The organism is Methylomonas sp. AM2-LC, assembly GCF_039904985.1.
Lineage (GTDB): Bacteria > Pseudomonadota > Gammaproteobacteria > Methylococcales > Methylomonadaceae > Methylomonas.
Window position 1 is genome coordinate 3,727,734 of record NZ_CP157005.1, and the last position, 22,626, is coordinate 3,750,359.

Sequence of the window (22,626 nt, forward strand, 5' to 3'; positions counted from 1 at the left end):
CTTAACGCACCAAAAGCCGTGGACCTAATAGTTCAACGATCATATTCCGGTAATGCTCGGCTTTTTGGGTTTGCATATGTTCCAACGGATTAAAGTTATCGGTTAAAACCATACCCTTAGATTGATCAACTGCAAAAACCCTATCTTTCAGCCAATTAACTTGTGCCGGTTGCAAGGATTTTGCTTCCAAATCTAATACTTGATCAGAAGCCAGAAAAATAAAATCGTTAAAATCTTTGCCCGGTTCTGAAATAAAAGTGGTTTGATGGGGGTAAACGGCCGCAATGGTTTTTGCCACTGATGCCAGTGAAGCTTGTTTATCGCCCTGTGAAAATGCCACAAAATTAAGTGACAAGATGCCTTGCTCTGTTAACAGTGACTGTAATTGTTTTAAAGTTTCGACGGTAAGTAAATGACTGGGTTCTGAACCACCGGTAAAACAATCGTGAATAATTAAGTCATAAGGACCACTTAAATGGCGTATTTCATAGCGAGCATCGCCAATGATGGCTTTTCCGGTTGGCTTAAAGCCAAAATATTGGGTTGCCGCATCTGAAACAGCAGGATCGATTTCTAAGGTATCGGTCACAATACCGTAACGTTCATACAAAACTTTCGCCATGTGACCTACTCCCAAGCCAATAACTAAAGCGCGTTTCATATTAGGTTTAATGGCCGGAATCAAACCCACGATATCCTGATAAGTTAAACGGTTCCCACCCGTGGCGATACTGGTTGCGCCAATAGCCGAAGCATCAGAGGTTAATAAACGCAAGTCTTTTGCGGGTTGATCAATAACACGCACCCACCCGTACAAACTTTCGTGTTCTGACTGTATTTGAAAGTTACTGCCGCCTTTAAATACATGGCCGGCACCGACAATTTTTGGCATGATACTCAAGCCAAGCGCAATCAATATAGCAATGGGGGTAATTGCCACAGAGGTGCCTAATTTGTTGCGCTCTAACAGGGCCACGATAAAAGCCAGAACAAACAACAAAATACCGGTACCCACTAAAATTTCTCGCGAACCTAACATGGGAAACAGGAAAAAACCCAATAACATAGTACCAACCACACTACCCAAGGTACTGATCGCATAAAACGACCCCACACTATTACCAATATTTTCAATACGTGAAGTAGCAATTTTGATAGCAAAAGGGCCGACCATGCCCAACAAGGTAAGACTTGGCGAAAATAGGATAAGCGCACTGGCAAAGGCACCGGCGCGCAAACCGAGTGGATCGGTCGCTAATAAAATGGGCCGGGTTAACCAAGGTATCATTAAGGTTAACAAGCCTGCCATAGCAATAATTAAAGCCAAGCCAGTCCGTTTTGCACTATCAGCCCACCTGCCACCTATGTAATAACCTAAGGCAAGTGCAATCATGGTTACAGAAATCAGTGACGACCAGACGTACAGACTGGTTCCATAAAAAGGCGCAAGCATGCGTGTGCCTAACAATTCGATAACCATTACCGAAGCCCCGGTGAGAAAGACCGTCACAAACAAACTGCTACGCCCAAAATTTGATGCCGATGAAGGACTCATATTTACCTCTTATTATTTTAATGGTCTGAAAATAGATGCTAGCGAGTAAAAAACGGCTAGTAACAATGAATTTAATATTGAATAAAAAATACCATTAAATTCTTAAAATTTATTTAAAATAGTTAACCATGAAACATTGTTTTTTATATTAAAAATCAATAATTTAAAATATTTTATAACCAAATAAAAACGCATTAATCTGGGATAATTAGCCTTATTGAATCGACACATACCACGCAAACTAATCTTTACGTAAAAAAATTAAATATATTCAAAAAAATGCCCAACGACACATAACAATCAATACGTAAAAAATTTATTTTAAGCAAATAAATAAATTAAAAAATCAAAAATTATGCTCTAATAAAAACATTAAATTTATTTGTATATTTTACTTTAAAATAGCAATAAAATACATAAATTTCATACAATTCTTACTGTGGCGATTTGCCGCATTTGCAAGCGATAATTTGCCAATTAAACTACGCATAAAAACACAGACCATTACTTTATAACGACTGCTTAGTTTAGTATTAATTTAAATATCCACTACCGCCTTAATTTCCATTATTTTTATGATTTTTTTAACCTTTGCATAATAAATGCACAAACAGTTCAAACCACACACCTACGCAGCATCTTCCATTATGAAAAATTTATTACTAAAGCTTAGTTTTAGTGTTTTTCTCAGTTGTATTACAAACTTGGCTAATGCGGACCAAGCGCATAGAGAACAAAGTATCTATACTGCTGCTGCATTTGGTAGGCACAATCAACTTTGGCGAATATCACCTCAACAAAATTATATGGTTGTGGATTATTCAACTAATAAAGGCCTGACATTTAGCCATCCTGTCCGGGTAAATTCTGAGCCGCAAAATATTAATGTATGGGATGAAAATACACCCTCCATTTCTGTTGATAAACAGGGAAAAGTTTATGTTTTATATTCCGCCGACGACAAACAGAAAAGCACAGTATTTTTCAGTCAGTCAAATGACGGCAAACACTTTAGTGATCCCATAAAAATCAGTTTGCAAGCTGATTTAAATTATCATTACCAAGCAGAAATGCTAGTTGCCAAACAGGGTAAAGTGCATTTTCTTTGGCACGATGTGCGTGACCGAAACGAATATAAACAACAAGGAGGTGGCGATCTGTCTATTTATTACACCTCAGCCAATACCCATAAAAATATCGATTTTCTTTCAGAATTTCGAATTGCTAAAAATATCTGTTCATGCTGTCGAACCGCTATGGTCTTGGACAACCATGATCAAGCTTTAATATTGGCGCGTTTTGTTTTTCCAGACCAAATCCGCGATCTGGGATTAATTAAACCCGATGCAAAAATCGAAACAGCTGAAACCTGGCGGGTCAGTTTTGACAATTGGAAACTTGAAGGATGCCCTACACAAGGCCCCGCCTTATCCATAAGCAAAACAGGGCGCTATCACATGGCATGGTTTACGCTGGGCAGCCGACGGCAAGGCTTGTTTTATGCTTGGTCTGACGATCAGGGCAAAACCTTCTCTAATCCCTTAAGCTTTGGCAACCCAGACAAATTACCCGCCAGAGCAGAGGTACTGGCAATAGGTAAAAAAGTCGCGTTAATCTGGAAAGAGTTTGACGGCATAAAAACGCAGATTATGGCAATGCATTCTGAAAACCAAGGCTTAAACTGGTCAGCACCAACACAGCTGGCAGAAACTGAATCGCTATCAAGTTACCCGGCATTGCTTGATGATGGACACAAAATCTACCTTAGCTGGAACAGCATGGAGCATGGTTTTCGCTTACTAGCCATTGACTAAACTAAACCCATTTAAATCAACATTACTTTTGCCCCCCACTAGAAGGAAAATCGATGACTAAACTTAGTATTCCATTTCAAATACTTACCCTGACTATACTTTTATGTACCCTAACCTACACTACACTCTGTTATGCACATGATTTTGAAGGCAATCTAACTGCACAAGCGGGAGCCGGTGCCACTGATTTATTCTCCATCAGCTGTTCCAATGCCGAAGAAAACGCCACGGAAACCACTCATCATCTGTATGTAACCATCAGAAATAATGTTAAATCTAATGATCCCTTAAGTGTAGTGGTGTATAAAAAAGGCGATAGCAATGGACTGAGTAAATCAGTTAGTGATGCGATTGGCGGTGATTACACTCCCAGTCCAGGACTCCTATTACCGGGAGGTAACGGTGATTACTTGGTATTTGTTCATCACAATTCTGACACCCCCCTCACCTATTTATTGCAATATCATTGCCAGGATAGTAATAATCAGCATACCGGTACAGATATTCAATCTTTACAAAACGAGTAAACCATTGCCCTTTTTGATGGGATCAACGTTAAAACGCTAGTCCCATCAATAAATAAACCATCAAAACGCATATCCCCAAGTGGCAGACAGCGCCCCATTTCGATCTAATTGATAGCCATTAACATCGGTGCTTATCGGTTGCAACCATTCAAAAGACAATTTATTTCCCGCCAGCGAACCACCGATTACACTAGCATTGATACCCAGACCCAAATCCCAATATCTGCCACCGTAATTTCTGGGAAAGTCCATAGGCCCCAGTTGATCACTTAAACCGTTAAACTGATTTCTAACCGCACCCTGAGAGGTATATACGCCGCGTACCGACGCCGAAAGCCAATCGAATAAGGAATAACTGCCCCAAGCTGTGGATTGAAAAATATCACCAAACGCAAATCCAGAGGAATTCATACTTTGTAAACGTTTGGTGCCTGAAATTTGCGCACCCCAGGACCAATCATCCAGTTGCCCGGTATAAGTAAGACTGGGTTTAAAATCCCAGGTACCACTACCCAATTGCATGCCATAGTGTATATAGCCACTATCAGCTTGATGATTACGCAACAATTTGATGCCAACATCGCCAGTTGGGGCGGTAGCGCCCAATGTCAGATTGATATGTTGGCCTTGACCGCTGTATAGCTTGAATAGCGAATATAATCCCGTATCGCCAACGCCACCGGTACTGTGACCGGCCTGTATATGATGTTCGATGTGATTTTCCAATAAACTGGTTGGTGTGGGGGCACCTGCCAAACCACGCATGCCCATATTCATATCGACGAACTGTGGCATCAGCATCAGGTTCAACCAGTCGGTTGGAGCATACATTAAATCCAGCATATGCATATGCATATTCATATTATTAGGCGTCAGGTAACAATTTGCACTACGCACCGCCCCACAAGCCTGGCTGACTATGGTGCTATCTGGAATAGTATTTGTGCCATGCAGCATATTGCCCGCTTCAGTGCTATACATGTAACGATAGCCCAGCATAAACTCACCGGGCTTATGCAGCATATGCCCAAACATCACCCCTGCCGGGATAGGCGCTCCATGCTGATGGCCCGATGAGCGATGGTAGCGATGTGGATCAAGCACATCTATTTCGTTTTGCGACCTGTCTTCTGCCATATCCGGAATTGAACCTTCTGCCATAGAGCTCACCGCCTTGGCTGCTGAGGCAATTGCGGACATATTTAACTTTAAAGAAGCATTGGCGACATAATAACGATAATTGGCATAATCACCCTCTCCACCGCCACCCAGTTTTAGAGACCCAGCATGGGTGTAATATTCAAATCCTGTCTCGAAAGTTATGCCTTTAGCAAATTGTTTACTTACTGATATACCACCACTTAAAGTACCAAATGCTGAAAGCCTCTGATCACTGGAGTAATTTGCAGGCAATTTAAGACTGTTTGCTTTCTCACCAGCATCAACCTGATTTACAAATAGATAAGGGGTATAAAAGCTGGCTGCATCCTGAGAGTAATATCGCACCTTAGGTGTGACACTCCACCCACCCCCTAAAGGCTGCACCCAATCAGAAGAAAAGGTATGGGCTTTAATACCCCAATCATCACTGGAAAAACTATATTCAAAATGCAAAGCAGCATCCAGCGGCTTAATATATTGCACATAACGGCTACTAACTGTCCACTGATTGCGCACATCAGGGCGCTTTTCCAGATAAGCGTAACCAACCGCCGCTACAACATTGGGCGGGGTATCACATAGATTAAAATCACAATATCCAGGTGGATGAATAGCCCCTCTATCGATGAAAAATGTTTCCACAACTTTATATGGGTTTGCCAAGTAGCCACTGGACTGACTAAATCCCAAATTTGTCTGGAAAACGGCATCTTTATTCAGAATTTGTGAAAAACCTAGATTGCCAGCAAAATCCTGGCGATTACTTTGCAGGCGCTGTTCGGTACCGGCCGCAGTGGATATGGATTTCATTTGCCCCGTACCCTGATAATAATCGGAAAAGATATACGATTGACTATCATGATTCATTAAGGCATTGGTATCGCTATTGGTATAACTAAGACCATAATTAAGGCTGGTTAATTTTTGATTAACATCCCAACGTCCACCAATATTGCCATAACGCGATGTATAATCGCGCTCCAGAGAGATACCGCCACCGATATCCAGTTGCGATTCATCCCAGTCGTAACTGAGTTTAAAATCGCCTTGTTTGCGTGTTTCAGGCGATGCAGAAGCAATGGTCTGCACCAGTTGCGTATCTTTAATATACGGTTGTATGCCGGTATCTGGATTCGGATCGCCAAAGGCTTTAACAACCTTACCCGTATTTAGGTCGATATGCGCACCACCCAATGCCTGTATGTACGGTGAAGCCCCTGCAGCAATATGATTAGTGATTGCTACATGATTAAGCCCCACACTAAATGGCGCTGTACTGATTGGCGTAGCACCGCCCCAAGTATCCTGAGTAAAATTAAAACCAAAGCGAGTACGATCATTCAAATTAAATTTAGCAGCCCCATTCAAACTATCCACTTCAATAGGATTGCTATTATTGGCTGCTTGGCCGTATAAATTTCGTTTAGTTTCCTGATAATGACTGTATTGAAACTCTGTTTCATCATCGGCAAGACAAGAAACTGCCATAAATATGCCGGGTAAAGCCAATGCCGACGCAGTAAATTTTTTTAAAGTTTTGTGATTGGCTAACACGGGTTTAGCCAATAATGGCCCCAGCCGCAGAGAATTATTCATGAACTCAGTTAATGCAAATTTATAGATTAATTACAGCCACAACCACCACCACCGCTACCAAAACTAGCGCCAGGTGCTGCTTCACGACTACTGTAATTATGGGCACGCATGCCATTAAGAAGTGGATCAGGATCAAGTGCCATTTGTGGTTTGGCTAGATTACCTCGCTCCCAAGGCTGAATAGGTGTACAGCCCGTTAAATTTATTAACAGGATACAGAGCAATCCAAAAATCCTTGCTAAGGGTAATTTCTTATTAGGCATATAAGGCAACGATATTATGCATATAAATAGTTTAAATAAACCCAGACACTCAGCACACCCAATTACATTTAATAATCGGGTGTGCTAAGGTTTATGATTATTGATTTTGTATACTTTGAATATCGGTTCCGGTATGCACCCCACTAGCGTCCAAACAATGGAAAGTTAATAGGTAATTAGACGCCACTTTATTGGTATGGTTTACTGCTATATAATAAGTTTTATCGCCATCACCAACACTAGGCGGATTAACCAAATAAGTATCTGGGCTACCTGTTAGATCACCACCGATAAGATCTGTAGTGTTAACTGAATAAGGTTGCACACTATTAATTTGAAATGCTTGCGCACTTAAAGCACCGGCGGTAGCGCTATTATTGATAATATTTACGTATAATTTATGCGTTGGTTGTTGTGAGGGCTCGGTAGTATCAGTAAAACAGCTAATTTGATATAAATCGGTATCGCTTGCGCCGTTATTACCATTATATGGTGCAATACCAAGACCACCCGTTATGTTATGCGCAAAAGTTTGACCACTAACACTACTTAGCGCCAAAACGAGTGAAGCAAGTATTTTTATATTTTTCATTATTATTTCCACTTTTAATTTGTTAATTTAAATAAAATTAAAATGACAAGTTAAGCACTTAGCAAACAGTCAGTATAAATCCCTCTATCGGATCGCTCAGTCCATTCATGGTTCGACTGAGCTCACCACCAACAAACTGAGCGATGCTGCGCATAGTCACTATTTGTAATTTTCTTGTGTATTAATTTGCATTTGCGAACGACTGTAATTTCATGTTTGCCAGTTGCCGTACATTCGGATCAGTATCTTGTGCCGCTTGCTGTAATAGAGTGGTGTTGTTACCTACACTATCAACCACCATTAAACGCACATCAACACTGTCATCCAGCAATGCCTGACTAAGTTCAGCCTGCACAGCATCCCCTTCTCGTTTTGCCAGTGCAAACACAGCCTGCGCTCTAACTTCGGGCTTTTCATCTGTCATGGCCTCTTTTAATAATTGCCGGACACGCACATCATTCTTTTCACCCGCCAGTGCCAACCCGCTTATGGCCTGTGCTTTTTGTTCGGGTTGTTTTGCCTGTTCCAACAAGTGATTGATTGCTGTATTGCTATCAATCACTCTGGGTAAATTTGAAATAGACTCAGGCACTTGCTTAGCGACTCCTAATACAACAGGCGTTTGCAGTAACCAGATTTCCCTGGTTACTGCAGGAGTAATAACAGATCCAGTATCCTGTTGATAACGCATAACAATACTGGCTTGATCACCTAGCAAACAATTCAACAATTGTTTCAATTCACTGGCATGACAGCTAGCAGTTATCAACTCAGCAGGCAACACTGAATAATGAACGGCAATTCCGATTTTTGCGGAAATCACAACCAGCACATCGGCTAAATTTGAATCATAAACAATCAGATTCAACTCTGCACCCGTCACTTGAGTAGAAAAAAACCGAATACTGGTGGTTTTTTCCTGGTCAGCATTAACAGCAGCAGAAACCAGAAAAAAACCACATGCCGCGAGTATCCAATTAATCAAAACTTACTCTCTTAGACAACTGTTATCAGCTTTGAAACAAGGTTAAATTGCAACCATTAGATGGACTGTTTTTTTCTAAACACACCTAAGCCTGCTATGCCAGAAGCAAACAACCAGATAGCCCCTGGCACCGGTACTGCACTAGTGGGTGCGGTGGTAAAGGCAGCATTTGTACCTGTAACAGTCAGTGTATAGTTATTCGTAAAAGTATAAGTACCACCGCCGCCACCGGTTGCATCGTCTTTTCCACTAAAGTAATTGGTCAAGGATTGTCCTAATGGAATTATGGTACCTAGTGGTGTATCGTTTGCATTAGATTGCACAATCATATAGGTATTGCCTGCAACCAGAGATGTTGACAAGCCCGGATCGGCTTGCCCCTGTCCGAAGTTATCGTATGACGACCATCCCAATACTGACTGATTATAAATAGTGGTAGGACCAAAGGCCACCTGTCTGGGAGCATTATCATTTGATGCCACCAATGTCCAATTTGACCCCGTTTCTTGCCACACACTCAGGTAGCCATCCATATAAGTACCACTCCAATCAGCGGGAGTAGTTGTCGTTGAAGCTTGCGACTGAATATAAATATTGTCGGTGGCCGTAGTACTGGCAGTTACAAAAAACTCTTCGCGTTGATTAACATTTGTAGAAACATGCGTACCATTGGCGGTTATATCCGCCTGAGCTACACCGCTAGAAAGCCCAAGTAAAACCAGAGCGCCTAATTTAGTTTTCATATATTCCTCTTCACTCGTTATATTAAAGGATGCAAGTAGATTACTTGCTGTTTTTCTTAAGCGTTTACACACATACCAAAAACTGCAAAAACCGTGAGGTGGCTTAATTACCAGCTCACGGTTAATTAGTTTGTTTATTTTTAAAATTTAAACTGACCCCTGCTTCCCTGTTTTGTATACAAATAAAACAGCTAATGATTTCAAAAACAGTGCTATTTAAATGAAGCGTTTTTTTCTTGAAACACCTAATAAACCCATCAAAGCAGAGCCGAACATCCAAACCGTAGTAGGCAACGGCACTGCTGCACTGGCTTGCAAATTAATATCGTAGCTATAAAAATTGGCACTTTGTTGTCCACCATTGGTAAAGCCCGCAGATAAAAGTGTGCCGGCTGCAAAGTTACCTGATTCTGTAACAGAAATTTCATAGGTACCTGCGACTAAATTGCTAAAAATTTGCGCATCTTTACCATTATTGGTTTCAAAAAAATTAGCAGTAGCCCGGTCATCATTGCTTGTCAGTAAAGTCGCATCCGTTCCATCTGAGTTGACCTTCCACAAAGTCAAAAATGGATTAAAAGGTGAGGCTGAGGATGTGTATAACTCCACTGTTTCAGGGCTGGAAATAGTAAAGGTATAATTATCAATCTGATTAGCTGTATCAATCTCGCCGGTATACGACGTATAGCCATTCATTGCCAGCGAACCTAAATCAACGGCAATCGCAGCTTGGGCCGAACTGGACAACATGGCATACAAGCCTGCTGCTAAAAATAAAATAGGGTGGTGTTTTTTCATTGGGGATTCATCCATATAAATTGGTCATTAGACTTTAAAAACTTTCTTCATATGTGAGTCGGCTAAGAACTTATCAGTACTGAACCGACTCAACACATTACAAGTATGAGTAGCTATTAAGCCATTACTTCAATTAATAGAAGTACGTTGGATCAGCAGTACCCCAACCTGGGAATTGCAGTTTTTTGATGTCTTGTGAACCTGGATAAACTAAAATATCAAATAATGGATCGGTACCACCTGCACCAGCACAGTTTGATGGATAAGGTTTCAGCGTGGTATCACGATTGATAGTTAAAGTTGCAGAAGCAGCCGCAATGGTATTATCTGCACCTTGATCAGTGGACGCACCAAACAAACCACCAGAATACAAATCACTGGTTGGATCGTTATCAAACCACAGATTTACACCCGGCACCGAAGGTGCTGCTTGACCAGCTGGCCAGCTATTTTTATTACAGATTTCTGCAATGGCGAAATTAACTTTTATGGATTTCACGCAAGACGCTTGATTAATAGCAATTGCAGAAACGCGGAAGGGTGTCAGACCATACAAATACTGACCTAAAGTACCTTTAGTGGAAACCCATCCAATAACGTTACCACCAGAATTTGGCGCATCATTTTGTTCGACTTGTTGAGTATAAACATCGTGACTTTGGATTAGTTGAAACAAGTTTTTCAAACTGGTTTTATTGGTATAGTCGCCCAGATTGATGGGGGTTTTTGTATCCAGACTGCTTCTAACAATCGGATTTTGCGTAGGAATCACCACGCTTTGTGCAACAACAGGAGATACGGTTGGATTAGATGCTCCGATTACTGTACAGCCATGAGTGGTAATGGTATTACTATAACCATTTGCTTCACTCATAATGGTATTGGAAATACCTGTGTGAGCCAATGCGGCCTGACCAGCACCCAACAGCAAGGCCATACCCAGACTCAATTGGGTAAATTTAAGGTTTTTGGAACTTAATTTCATTAATGAACTCCATATATAGATTTTTATTGTTTTCAATTTAATGACCTTGGCGCCTTCCAATTAAGCTCAAAGCCCCCCGCTTCTATCAAAGTCATTAAATGCAAAGCATGCTCCATGCCACCTTTACACCAAAAAAACTTAAGTTATTGATATTTAATTTTATTTAACTTTAAAATCTAGATTTTTTCTTTAAAAAACACGAAAATTAAAATTTTGTAATTTTTTCTTAGAAAAAAATAGGTGATATCACCTATTTTTTCTTATTTTTTTAGGTTAAATAACATAGTTTAATTAATTCTTGTTCAATTTAGCGTAGCAAACAGACTCGTCACAATAGCCATTCAGCCACTGATACCCCCAGTATCAAGGCATTAAATTCACCACGTAAAAATAGAAAATTTCTTATAGAGAGCAAAAGTCTTAGTTGTAAAACGCAGAATTACAGCAGAACAATACAGCTACTGTTTGACGTGGAGTTACCTAAGGAAACACGGCATTTTTATAAGCAAAATGCGGAAGGTTAAATGCTTTAATTTTTGGATTAAGCAAATGCGAGGCTATTTAGAAATGAAACACGATTAACAAGATCAGCACTGCCGCCGCATAATAGCCACGAATATCTGCCTCAACGGGTGTCGGTAATGCAAACTCTGGTATTTGCAAGGCATGCCATAATTCGTCGCTATCCTGTAAGCGGTGATACTGCAACCCCGTTTCGGCGGCAAGTTGAAGCAAATAACTTTCATGCAATGCACTAAGATGCTCAATTCCCTTGGCAGCAGCCCGACCGAAAGGTGCATTTCTAGCATCGTAGCCTTCAATTTTCTCCGGATTGAGATCAGGTTCGCCAAATGAAGAGCGCTGGGGAACATCATCTGCACCATAAACGCCGCTAGGCTGACCTTTATGATTGAATTTAGGTATGGTGACTGGTTGTAAGCCACCTGCCCCCACAATGATACCCTTCACTTTACCTTTAACTTCGGCAAAATCGGTACGATAGCGTAAATTGACTGGTGGCGCTTCCTGACCATCGCTAATAAATACCAGCGTCGTTTCCTTATTGGACAGTTGCTGTAAGGTATTCAGCAAGCCACTGGCAATACGGCTATCTGCCGCCCATGCCATGCGCCAATCCAAAGCAGCAATACTTTTGTTAAGTTCATTAAAACCAGTACAAACTTCCACTGGCTCAAACAGAATAGCTGAACGTCGTTCGGTAAAGATACCCAAGCCTACCTGTGATTGACAAGGCAAACGTACCAACAAGTTACTAAGACTACGTTTGACAAATTCTAAGCGACTGATACGCTTATCATCCATTTGATAATCCTCCGCATTCATGCTGCGGGTGATATCAACAATAAACATCACCTTATATATCGGACTCTTTTGTGAGTGACTGGGATATAGCGTCATAACCAATAAAACCAACATTGACAACACAACACAGCCAATGCGAAAATCTTTAAGGATTGCTTTCAAGGTAAGGTACTCTGCTTGGTTGAATTTATAGCATACCGACATTAAGATGCATATCTTAGGGTTTAACAGCAATACCCCAAGGGTACTGACCGACTGCAATGGATTTAACATCCTGTTGATTTTCCAGATTAATAATGGAAATATCACCACTGAGTCCATTTGCGGTATAAAGCCTCTTCTGGTCGTTTGAAAATTCCAGATTCCACACCCGTTGTCCTACCGGTATGTATGCCCGTGTTTGCAGAGTGTCGGCATCGATTACCGCCACACGATTTGCACGCCCCAGGGCAACATATGCGAAGCGCTGTTTGCTATCGATGCGTATACCCACCGGCTTGACTGTTTCAGATGTTATCCCAGGAATTTCAAAGCGTATCGTTTTGACTTTTCGTCTGGTTGCAACATCAAACACGGTCAGATCGGCCGCCCTCTCAGATGTCACCCATAATTGCTGACCGTCAGGGGTAAATAATGATGAACGAGGACGCATTTCTACCTTAGAACTATCAACAATATCGAGCTTATTTGCATCTATCCACTGCGCAACATTGTCGGACTCGCTGGTAGTGATGATCCAGTGTCCATCTGGACTGACTGAAACACCTTCGGGTTCCTTTGCTATGGGTATGCGTTTAATAATCTTATTTTGCGGGATATCAATCACGGTAAGCTGGTTATCGTCATCATTCGTGACATATAGTCGATCACCATTCGGCGACATGGCGAAGGTTTTCGGATCTTTATCGACTGGGAATGCACCAACGATTGTCATCGATGCTATATCAATGCGCTTAATGGTATGTTCTTCACTAACAGCAACATAAAGTTGCGTCTTATCCTTGCTGAGTACTATGCCACGCGGCCGTAAGCCAACCTCGACAACTTGACTCAGTTTGCCAGTAACACCATCCACTACTGCTATGGAATTGTCTTTTTCCAATGTAACATAAACAGTATCGGCAATTGCAGTACCCTGTAGTACAAGAAAAATAGGAACGACTGTATTTTTAATCCAGTTAATCATTGATATAAGTATCCTAAAATTGCAAAGCGTTATTTGGTTAATAATCTAAACGCAAGACAGACTAAACTGAAAAGCGCATCTGTCAGGGCAAGCCTCTGGGAAATCCAGGTAGCGTCGTCCATAACTGCGAGGGTTGTGCTTGCTTATCATCGGGCTGACCATTGCTAATTCGATCAAACTCAGGTAGCAAACGCATCGCCAATTCCAGATTGAATTTAGCATCCCAAAAATGGCTATTCAAAGTCAGGGCCTGGCGATATGCCTGCTTGGATAAAGTCAGTAACGGGAGAGCCTGATTAACGCGACCAGCTTCAACTTCCACCATTGCTTGGGCCAAATAGACATTACCTAGGTTGTAGCGAGTGAGTGACTGCAATTCTGTGTCCCCCTGTGAAACGATGAGACTCAGCGTATCCAGTGCTTCGTTATAGCGTTGCTTTTGCCGCAAAAACATCGAACGAGCCAAACGCACTTCAGGGGCGGCGGTAACCAGATTATCGACGGCAATGTCGTGACCACTAGTCAGTTCGGCTATCCACTGGTTTTGACGATGCAGTCGACACACACCCCACAACTGAACAGCAGTCATCATCAAACTTCCCAACAAAAACACCCAAATCAATTTATGCTTTAACGCTCTAATCACATCCTTACCTCACACAATTTCAAGCCTAGTAAAAACAACAGCAATACCGCAAGCCATTCGTAACACAACCCAGTCAAATCTTTTTTGGGAATAGACTCCTGATAATGCAAAGGCAATTGCTCCAGTCGATTGATATCTGCTATGGCTTTTTGCATGGCATCCGGATTCTCAGCTTCGTAAGCCTGATAAGGAATATTCAAACTAGAAAAAAACAGATGCAAATACCTTTCCGGCATAGATTGAGCATTGTCGTCGCGGCTATCTTCTGGTTCAGCAAAAATTCCAGGGCTGTTCTCAGTACGCAGAAACAACCAGTACAAGCGAACTTGCTGTTGTTTAAAGAGTATTCTCAGTGCAACTTCGCTATCTGGATCAATCACGGCCGCTCCATCCGACACCAATAAAATAATGCGCGAACCCGTGAGCGGTTGCTGATCGAAAATCGATAGACCTAAACTTAAGCCTTTACTGATATTGGTATACGCCAAAGCCGCTGCTGATGTGGCATCAATGGCTGCATGAATTGCCTGTTTGTTTTCGGTTAATGGCATCACAAACAATGGCGAGGTACTGTATTCGGCAATACCTATCCTATCGTGCTGCCGATGATCGACAAATTCAGTGAGCAGATGGCGGGCGGCCGTAGATTTCGACTGTTCAGAACCACTGGGCGTTTTGCCGGCAAAGGTATTGTCCATACTATTACTGCGATCTAACAGCAACACGATATGCGCTCCATGACCAATGCGCTCAATTTTCTGCTCTTTTAGATACAAGCCCGATAAACCCAGCACTGTTGCGGCTATCGCCAACATGCCAATCAGCCGCAGCAGAATTGCCAAAACTTGCGACACAGCATCGTTCGGCAGCATTTCCAACCAGCTATAAGATGTCGCCTGTATACCTGATCGAAACCAGGGAATCAGCATCAACAACAAACCCGCCAATGCCCAGGGGGTTTCAAAAGCCAGATTACTCAACGGCTACCCCGTTCTATTTCCCGGCATAAACGACATAAGTCTTTCAATTCCAACCATTCGCCAGCATCAAATTTCTGCCAACCCGCAAACAAGACTTGATTGGAGAGATTGAAAAACCAGTCTATTTTAGGCTTAATGCTCAGATATTCAGGATGTCGTTGGTAAAACTCTTTGAGCTGATGTGGAAATAAGGGTTGCCCATTCAGTGTATTCAACGCGTGATGAACCACAGCCAGCGACCGACCCATTTCCCTTTCCGACAAATTGGCAAGTTGGCGGCAAGCGCGTTTAAAAATACGCTGTCTCGATAGTATCGGCAGATAACCGTACAAATAAGCCAGATAAACTGCCGTGCTACACCCGCAAACCAGACTGATATACACGCCCATCCACAGACTTTGCGTTGCCAAATACCTTGGAGGGGCGTCTGGTCGCATATATTGATAACCATCATTATCCTTTCTCACCGCCAACTCTTTTAGTGGCGACAATGTAAAATGCCATTCGGGTATCTGCTGTTCGACAATTTTACCGGCCTGATTAAATTGCAGGATATAGCCAGGAATGGTTAGCATTTTAACTTCTGCTGGCGCGTAAAATACTTGATAACTCAAATCGATAACCGTTTCCCGACCCTCATTTTGTCGACTAACCGTCACTTTATTAAGATGTAACCAGCGATTAACTTCGCCTTGAGCAGGAACGCTATTGAAGTTCAAACTCAGGTCTTGGCGAGTTTCTAGAATGACTCTATGCTTAATTTCATCACCGATCAGATACCCAAACGGTCTGGGCGTTTGCAATTCGAAATGGCTGATAGGCGCTTGTAGCAAGCCAGAGCATCCCGTCAGCAAACTACAAATCATCACCATTAATCTTAACGTCTTCATAAATTATGCTGTTGAAAATAGTGTGTCAGCATTTCCGGGCTATAAGCTCCACTGAGAAACATGGCTTCCATCCCATACGACCGGAAAGTGTGTTGTAATAATTTTCGACGTTTTTCAAACGCTTGAATGATGCGTTGTTTTAATGCAGGACGTATAAACAAGGTTCGTAACTCTTTATTTTCCCTATCCTTAAACTTCACCAGTCCCCAATTGGGTAAGGAGGTGTATTCTCGTTCATCCCAAAATACCAACGGCACCACAGCATGCGACGTCAAGGGTTGCAATATTTGCCGCAAGCGCGCCAAAGAAAAATGACAATCGGAGACCAAAAATAATAATGAACGCCTACTCGGCAAATAAGGTGCTAATTGCAATAAACTGTCGGCATTGGTATAGATTGGTAGCGTCTCAAATTGACTCGTCAGTTTTTGCACCTGCACCAACGAAGATCCGGCTGGCAACAACCAACGATGCTCTAAGTTTTGCCCACAACCAATAAAGCCAAAACCATCCCCCATTTGTAGCGCCGACTGTGCCGTTGAGAGTACAAAATCAGCGAAAACCTTTAATTTACCTTGTTTGTCAGAATAAGCCATCGAAGCCGATAAGTCGGCAATCACATACACGCTTAACTTGCTATATTGCTGAAACACCCGCACCCGATAGCGGTTGAACGGATCTAGTAAGCTCGCTCTAAGATCAATACGACGCGGATCAGGAACCGCTAAAAGTGGTTCATGACGTTTGAATAATTGACCGCTACCTGCCAACTGCCCAGGATGCGCACCTGGAAATACACTATAACCGGGATGCGCTAGCCGATACTGGAATGTGTCAATGCGGTGAGTCATTGGATTTTATTGCTTAATAATCAGATAAAGAGCCACGCCAGCCACCATCAGATAAAGTGGAGCTAAATATCTAACGGGTGAATTGAGTATAATATTGACGATGCCAGAATACGCTTTATCATTACGGTTATAGATAGACTCGCCTAATAGCCAGAGTAGTGAATTAATAAACGCCAGCACTAAAATCGAAAAAAATCCCACGTTACTGAACAAGAAAGATTTTGTCGCCAGCAAGCTGATTCGTTCGCTGGTATGTAAAAAATTGGCTGTCAAGATACCTATCATTAAACAACCCTCATCAAAGGCTACCAAAAAAAAAGTATAGGTTAGCCGACGAGCATGATCAGTAACGCCAAGTATTTTCGGAAAAAAAGTACTTAAATAAATCATGGGTAGTGTAATGAGGAACAGTAATACACCAATCACCGACAACAAAACCCAAAAGTTATAACCTATGGCATCATTGACGGCACTCGTATAAAAAGCGGCATAGGATAAATTTGCTTCTTTATCCAGAATATTGGCGATAAACGAGCCTATTAAGCCAACACCGGACCAAGTCAAATAAGTTTCGGCCCAGTGACCCAGACCGGATTGAGGAATGGCATTTTTAATCAAGTTGCTTGTGTTCATTGTTGTTATTAGTCTACTTGTTGCAAGCCAGCTTATTAATTAAGGTACCGATGACGGGCACACAGTTATCTTGTCACTGGACAAAAAAATTATGGAGCTGCAACTCCATTCAAAATCCCGTTAATCAAGTCCGGCATTAATTGCTCCTTGCGGTATTCATAAATCGGATTTAGAAAAATTCGATGTGCCATAGTCACTTCAAATACGGCTTGCATGTCTTCCGGTAGCAGCATATTTCGATTTTCTAACCAAGCTCTAACTTTGGCGGCACGAATTAAAAAGCTCATGCCTCTAGGACTTGCTCCGGCTTTTATTAATTGCGGCATATCAACATCGCTAAAATGGATACCGTATTGTTGTGGATGAGTCGTTGCTTTCCACAGTGCCAGCGCATAACGACGTAAGGTTGGACTGGTTTGCACATAGTGTTGAATCTGAATCGCCAACTCATTCAGTATGTAATAAGCGATAATAGTATTGTCGACACCTGTCACCAAAGTTTCGACATCGTGATAACGCGGATTAAACATCAGCTCGTCAAGCACTGCGTCGTCATCAGGTCTGTCGATAGCCACTTCCATCATAAAACGATCTCTAGCGGCAGCTGGCAGCTCAAAGGTTTCCTCTTTTTCCACACGATTGCGATCTGCAAATACCTGCACATGTGGCATGCTATATTCTCGATTGAAAGCGCTGACGCTACGTTCTGCCATCACCCGCAACAGCAAGGAATGTACCTGTGGACGAGCGCGATTAATTTCGTTAAAGAAAAAAACAGACAGTTGCTCCCCCTGTTTAAGCAAGGGTCCCGGATCGACACAGGGCCTGCCATCACTCTTTAAATAGGTGTAATAGATCAAATCCGACGGCATCAGATCGATGGTACCTTCGACGCGTTGATACTGTCCTCCTAAACCTTGCGCCATGGCTCGTAGCAGCGTCGTTTTACCCACGCCAACCTGACCTTCCAGTAAAACGTGACCGCGGGCAAAAACAGCCGTTACCAAATCCCTTACAGCCAAGTGCTGACCGATAACGGTTCGGTTAATTTGTTGTTCGAATTGCAACGCTTTATGGCGCCAATCACTAAGTTGATGTTCTGTGTTCATGCTCTTATAAAAAACTCCGGCGTATCCTCATCGATTTACCGGAGTATGAGTTTTAATAGTCTTAACTGGGTCGGTGACCGTAACAAGATCCGTTGTTACAGACCCCTGAAAGAGCATAGGCCAAAGGGGTATGACCTATCTTTGACTTCTGCATTCCTACGCTTAAGTCAAAACGAGTAGTGGGCCTTTAATTAGACTCGACGTCATATACAAATTTGCCGGTTTTACTTAATGTTTCCCAACGTTTTTGATTGCGTGCCTCCATTTCTTTAATGGCTTGAGCTTGTTTATTTAATTCGTTCGGATCATGTTTTGGATCGTATTTGCTTCCCGCAACTTTGTCAGGATAGCCGGGCTTGGGTTCCCAGCAATTACCGGGTTCTTTACATTTTGTGCCATCGTAAGCAGAGGCAGAAACCGATAAACCGGCCGCTAGCAATGCCATACTTAAAATCAATATTTTTTTCATGCTGATGTCCTCGTTAGTGTTTCAACCATTCGGCTTTCTTAGGATCGCCTTTATAAATGTGCCGTATAAATGCCATGATGTGCAGTAAATCGTCAGAGGTAAAATTGACATACTGTGGCCCCATCATGCCGTTGGCACCGCCAAACAATATTTCAAATAAGCCCTGATCAGTTGCTGCTCTTGGATAAGTCCAATAATCGTCAGCTAAACCAGGCCCCAATTTGCCTTCGGCTTCATGCCCATGGCAGCCAGAACAACCGGTCATATACAGGCTTTCACCTTTTTTGATCGCTGCATCATCAGTGTTGTAAGGGTTTTTACCACTTTGCAAAAAATGTTTGAAAGGTTCGACGGCACCGCCTTTTTTGGCAAAACTTAAATCCAATACTTCGCCGGTCAATGCGTTCCGCAGGGTAATATCCGCTTGAGCTTGTGGAATGAACGCTACGCATAGCATCATTACGGCACTAGTCACAAAGGTCGTAAATTTCATTATTCAAAGATTCCTATTAGTTCATGGACAAAGTGTCGCCTGACTCATTTAGTAACGGAATACCTTCCGCCGCCAACAGTTCGCCAATCTCACTCTGCTTGTTTTTTATGATTTTGTTCAATTCCGCCAACAAGGCTGTTTCGCCCTTACGCACGCCAATCGAAGTGCTGTAATGAAAGCCGACTTTTTCACCATCAGCCCGCTTATTGTTATCAGGAATTACCGTCATGGTTAACGGTGTCGAAGCAGCCTTGACATAGCGTGCCGCAGCAGGTCCCCAAAGAATAGCCAGTTGAGCCTTACCGGAAGCCACTTCATTTACCAGCTTATCGGTCTCGTATTTAACATACTCATTTCGCTTAGATTTATAGCCAACCAATTCCTGCTGATAGTTAAACATATCGTTGTATCGGCCTATTGCCCGCAACATGGTTTCTGCGGGTGTTGCTGGCACAAACGCTATCTTTTGTGCTTTGCGCAATACCTCGCTATCCCAATTTTGCAGATCAAAACTATCATTACTGCGACTGATAAACACATACCCGGAACGATAATACGGCTCTGTGGTTAATACGCGTGGATCACCTTGATCGACACCCATTACCACATCGCACAGTCCTTTATCCACAAAGTCGCGAATAAAATAACGTGGATCTTTCCAGGAAACCTCTTCCAGTTTTCTACCCAATTGCTGAGCAATAAATTTTGCCAATTTATTTTCAAAGCCCTCCCCATCCTTATTGGAATAGGGCATTTCATTTTCGGCACTGCAAACTTTCAGTGGTTTATCTTCGGCCTGAGCTTGATTAAATCCGGCCATAACCAGACATAACAGAGCCAAGTAACTAGTTGTTTGTTTTTTCATTGATTGATCATCCAGCGTAAGGCGAGTAGCGAGTACCCGCCGCATTAGGTTCTAGAAAAAGCAGGCTAAAACCCACTAACCGTTTTAAAGGGCGAACACCATCACACCACCACCCATTTGCGTATAATGTGCCAGCTCTTTAAAGGCACCTACTGCACCCAAACCCGCTGTTGGATCGGCCAAATCGAACACCAGACCGACACCCGGCCAGCCACCGACACCATAATAAATAGCAACATATTGCTTATTATTGTGTTTATAGGTAATGGGGTGACCAATCACACCGGAAGGCAGTTTAAATTTCCATAGTTCCTCTCCAGTGCGGGTATTACGCGCCTTGATATATCCATCCAGCGTTCCATAGAACAACAAATCTCCGGCAGTGGCTGTGGTTCCACCCCATACCGCAAATTTTTCCTGAACTTCCCACTCTATCTGTCCAGTGACCGAATTCATGGCTTTAACTTGACCCAGTGTGCCTTTTGGCCCTGGATACATATTTAGAGTAGCGCCAACAAAAAACTGACCGGCACGATAAGGCAGCATGAAAGGTTCCCAGTCCATACAGATATGGTTGGTTCCCATAAAGAACAGTTTTTTCTCAGGATCATAAGATTCGATACCCTGATTGTGATATCCCATAGCTGATGGACAAATGCCGGTTGCTTGATGATCCATGTGTGTCGAATACTCAGGATCGCGTATGGGTAGACCCGTTTTTAGATCGACTTTTTTCACCCAGTTGACCGTATCATCAATCTTAAAGGCATTAACCAGGGTACCGTCTTCGCGATTTAAGGTATAGACCAAACCATTACGATCAGGGTGAGTCAATAACTTGGTCAATTTACCGTTAACTAATTGTTCGGACAGCCCCATATAGTTAACACCGGCATAATCCCACTCATCATGCGGGGTTTTTTGATAGCCGAATTTAGCTTCGCCAGTATTAACATCACGTCCCCAGATGGTCATGGTCCATTTATTATCGCCAGGACGCATGGTCTCGTTCCATGGCGCAGGATTGCCAGAACCGTAGTAGAGCATTTCCAAATCGCTATCATAGGCATACCAACCCCAGTTGGTACCTCCGCCTATTTTCCAGGCATCACCTTCCCAGGTTTTCTGACCCAGCCCAAATTGACCATAATGCGGGTTTGCACTATTAAAGTTTTTGGCTAGCTTTAAATCTTCATCTGGACCTGTTGCATAAACGCGCCAAGCTTGTTTACCGTCTTTAATATCGTAGGCCGTCGCATAGCCACGTACGCCTAGCTCTGCGCCTGCACTACCAATAATCACTTTGTCTTTAACAACAAAAGGCGCGCCTGTTAGGGTTGAGCCCATGGCGATATCGGAGTTTTCCATTTTCCATAACAGCTCACCGGTTTTGGCATTAAGCGCCACAACATGTCCATCCAACTGATTTAAAAAAATAGTCGCAGGATAATTCTTACCTGCTGGTGCATAAGCCAAACCACGATTAACCACATCACAACAGGCCACGGCTCGTGCTGCGGGGTTTTGTTTAGGCTTGAATTGCCAAAGAATTTTATCCGGCTGATTTAAATCCAAGGCAAATACATTATTCGGATATGGCGTATGGACATACATAATGCCGTCAACGACTAGCGGCCCACCTTCGTGACCATTTAAAACACCCGTTGAAAATGACCAGACTGGTTTTAGATTTTTAACGTTATTGGCGTTGATATCGATCATTTCGCTGTAATGAGTCGAACCATAATCTTTAGTCTGCATAACCCAGTTTGTATTTTGTTTGGATAGCTGCTCCAGCTCCTTGTTTGCATGCGCCGTTTGCGACACAGCCAAAATACCGCCCGCTACCAATACCGCAGTCCTCCATGTCCCGCGCAAATTTTGTTGTTGCATGTTTCCTCCAGTTTTTTTGCTTTATTAATTGGCGCAACGCTACAGACCGAAAATTTCTTTGTTAATCCAGCATTCTTGATCAAACAGCATCAACAATTACCAGTCTGCAACGCTACGCACTGCCGGGCATTTTAAAGAAACAGCCACATCGAACGTTACGGAATAAGCCACGAAAATCACGGGAAAATAGGCAAAAATAGCCGGGAAAATTACCCGCATAGGCTTGAGAGGCCCGCTATAAATCAGGAAATAATCCTACGCATTACGTG

The 22,626-nt window shown here is 42.6% G+C and carries 22 protein-coding genes; 2 read left to right on the plus strand and 20 right to left on the minus strand.

Annotation, left to right across the window (positions count from 1 at the left end; translation table 11 throughout):
• Window position 1 precedes the first annotated feature (1 nt).
• On the minus strand, window positions 2-1,555 hold the full coding sequence (locus tag ABH008_RS16570) for a fused MFS/spermidine synthase (RefSeq protein ID WP_347986718.1): 1,554 nt from the start codon (window positions 1,553-1,555) through the stop codon (window positions 2-4).
• A gap of 647 nt (window positions 1,556-2,202) precedes the next feature.
• On the opposite strand from ABH008_RS16570, the gene ABH008_RS16575 reads away from it, so the two are divergent.
• Window positions 2,203-3,369 (plus strand): sialidase family protein, encoded by a 1,167-nt coding sequence (locus ABH008_RS16575; protein WP_347986719.1) that lies wholly within the window; start codon window positions 2,203-2,205, stop codon window positions 3,367-3,369.
• 53 nt (window positions 3,370-3,422) lie between these two features.
• Entirely contained in the window at window positions 3,423-3,896 is a 474-nt protein-coding gene (locus ABH008_RS16580) for a hypothetical protein (RefSeq protein WP_347986720.1), read from the plus strand.
• 60 nt (window positions 3,897-3,956) lie between these two features.
• Here the strand turns inward: ABH008_RS16580 and ABH008_RS16585 are convergent, their stop codons facing one another.
• From ABH008_RS16585 to ABH008_RS16675, 19 genes are all read right to left on the minus strand, one after another.
• Window positions 3,957-6,653, minus strand: coding sequence for a DUF3570 domain-containing protein (locus ABH008_RS16585; protein WP_347986721.1), 2,697 nt, complete (start codon window positions 6,651-6,653; stop codon window positions 3,957-3,959).
• Between the two features lie 26 nt (window positions 6,654-6,679).
• Window positions 6,680-6,916 carry a DUF4266 domain-containing protein gene (locus tag ABH008_RS16590; RefSeq protein ID WP_347986722.1) on the minus strand — a complete coding sequence of 79 codons (237 nt, stop codon included), beginning with the start codon at window positions 6,914-6,916 and terminating at the stop codon, window positions 6,680-6,682.
• Between the two features lie 97 nt (window positions 6,917-7,013).
• Window positions 7,014-7,508, minus strand: a complete 495-nt coding sequence (locus tag ABH008_RS16595) for a hypothetical protein (protein ID WP_347986723.1) — start codon at window positions 7,506-7,508, stop codon at window positions 7,014-7,016.
• Between the two features lie 181 nt (window positions 7,509-7,689).
• On the minus strand, window positions 7,690-8,493 hold the full coding sequence (locus ABH008_RS16600) for a HEAT repeat domain-containing protein (RefSeq protein WP_347986724.1): 804 nt from the start codon (window positions 8,491-8,493) through the stop codon (window positions 7,690-7,692).
• A gap of 56 nt (window positions 8,494-8,549) precedes the next feature.
• Window positions 8,550-9,236 (minus strand): hypothetical protein, encoded by a 687-nt coding sequence (locus ABH008_RS16605; protein WP_347986725.1) that lies wholly within the window; start codon window positions 9,234-9,236, stop codon window positions 8,550-8,552.
• A 216-nt stretch (window positions 9,237-9,452) separates the two neighbouring features.
• Window positions 9,453-10,034 carry a DVUA0089 family protein gene (locus tag ABH008_RS16610; RefSeq protein ID WP_347986726.1) on the minus strand — a complete coding sequence of 194 codons (582 nt, stop codon included), beginning with the start codon at window positions 10,032-10,034 and terminating at the stop codon, window positions 9,453-9,455.
• Window positions 10,035-10,167: 133 nt separating this feature from the next.
• A complete protein-coding gene (locus ABH008_RS16615; RefSeq protein WP_347986727.1) occupies window positions 10,168-11,019 on the minus strand; it encodes a hypothetical protein in 852 nt (283 codons plus the stop codon).
• A gap of 561 nt (window positions 11,020-11,580) precedes the next feature.
• On the minus strand, window positions 11,581-12,504 hold the full coding sequence (locus ABH008_RS16620; protein WP_347986728.1) for a vWA domain-containing protein: 924 nt from the start codon (window positions 12,502-12,504) through the stop codon (window positions 11,581-11,583).
• A gap of 55 nt (window positions 12,505-12,559) precedes the next feature.
• Window positions 12,560-13,528 carry a PQQ-dependent catabolism-associated beta-propeller protein gene (locus tag ABH008_RS16625; protein WP_347986729.1) on the minus strand — a complete coding sequence of 323 codons (969 nt, stop codon included), beginning with the start codon at window positions 13,526-13,528 and terminating at the stop codon, window positions 12,560-12,562.
• 82 nt (window positions 13,529-13,610) lie between these two features.
• Window positions 13,611-14,120, minus strand: a complete 510-nt coding sequence (locus ABH008_RS16630; protein WP_347986730.1) for an MxaK protein — start codon at window positions 14,118-14,120, stop codon at window positions 13,611-13,613.
• Between the two features lie 50 nt (window positions 14,121-14,170).
• Window positions 14,171-15,154 carry a vWA domain-containing protein gene (locus ABH008_RS16635; RefSeq protein ID WP_347986731.1) on the minus strand — a complete coding sequence of 328 codons (984 nt, stop codon included), beginning with the start codon at window positions 15,152-15,154 and terminating at the stop codon, window positions 14,171-14,173.
• Window positions 15,151-16,044: a nonribosomal peptide synthetase MxaA gene (locus tag ABH008_RS16640; RefSeq protein ID WP_347986732.1), complete on the minus strand. Its 894-nt coding sequence runs from the start codon at window positions 16,042-16,044 to the stop codon at window positions 15,151-15,153. The genes ABH008_RS16635 and ABH008_RS16640 overlap by 4 nt, the downstream gene beginning before the upstream one ends.
• Complete coding sequence (locus ABH008_RS16645; protein WP_347986733.1) at window positions 16,041-16,895, minus strand: MxaS protein; 855 nt, start codon at window positions 16,893-16,895, stop codon at window positions 16,041-16,043. Before ABH008_RS16645 ends, ABH008_RS16640 begins: the two co-directional genes overlap by 4 nt.
• 6 nt (window positions 16,896-16,901) lie before the next feature.
• Entirely contained in the window at window positions 16,902-17,528 is a 627-nt protein-coding gene (locus tag ABH008_RS16650; protein WP_347986734.1) for an MxaP protein, read from the minus strand.
• An 89-nt stretch (window positions 17,529-17,617) separates the two neighbouring features.
• Window positions 17,618-18,637: a MoxR family ATPase gene (locus tag ABH008_RS16655; protein ID WP_347986735.1), complete on the minus strand. Its 1,020-nt coding sequence runs from the start codon at window positions 18,635-18,637 to the stop codon at window positions 17,618-17,620.
• A 187-nt stretch (window positions 18,638-18,824) separates the two neighbouring features.
• Window positions 18,825-19,106, minus strand: coding sequence for a methanol dehydrogenase [cytochrome c] subunit (locus tag ABH008_RS16660; protein WP_347986736.1), 282 nt, complete (start codon window positions 19,104-19,106; stop codon window positions 18,825-18,827).
• 13 nt (window positions 19,107-19,119) lie between these two features.
• Window positions 19,120-19,599 (minus strand): cytochrome c(L), periplasmic, encoded by a 480-nt coding sequence (moxG, locus tag ABH008_RS16665; RefSeq protein ID WP_347986737.1) that lies wholly within the window; start codon window positions 19,597-19,599, stop codon window positions 19,120-19,122.
• A gap of 16 nt (window positions 19,600-19,615) precedes the next feature.
• Window positions 19,616-20,464 (minus strand): methanol oxidation system protein MoxJ, encoded by an 849-nt coding sequence (gene moxJ / locus ABH008_RS16670; protein ID WP_347986738.1) that lies wholly within the window; start codon window positions 20,462-20,464, stop codon window positions 19,616-19,618.
• An 84-nt stretch (window positions 20,465-20,548) separates the two neighbouring features.
• Window positions 20,549-22,357, minus strand: coding sequence for a methanol/ethanol family PQQ-dependent dehydrogenase (locus ABH008_RS16675; RefSeq protein ID WP_347986739.1), 1,809 nt, complete (start codon window positions 22,355-22,357; stop codon window positions 20,549-20,551).
• Window positions 22,358-22,626: the final 269 nt, after the last annotated feature.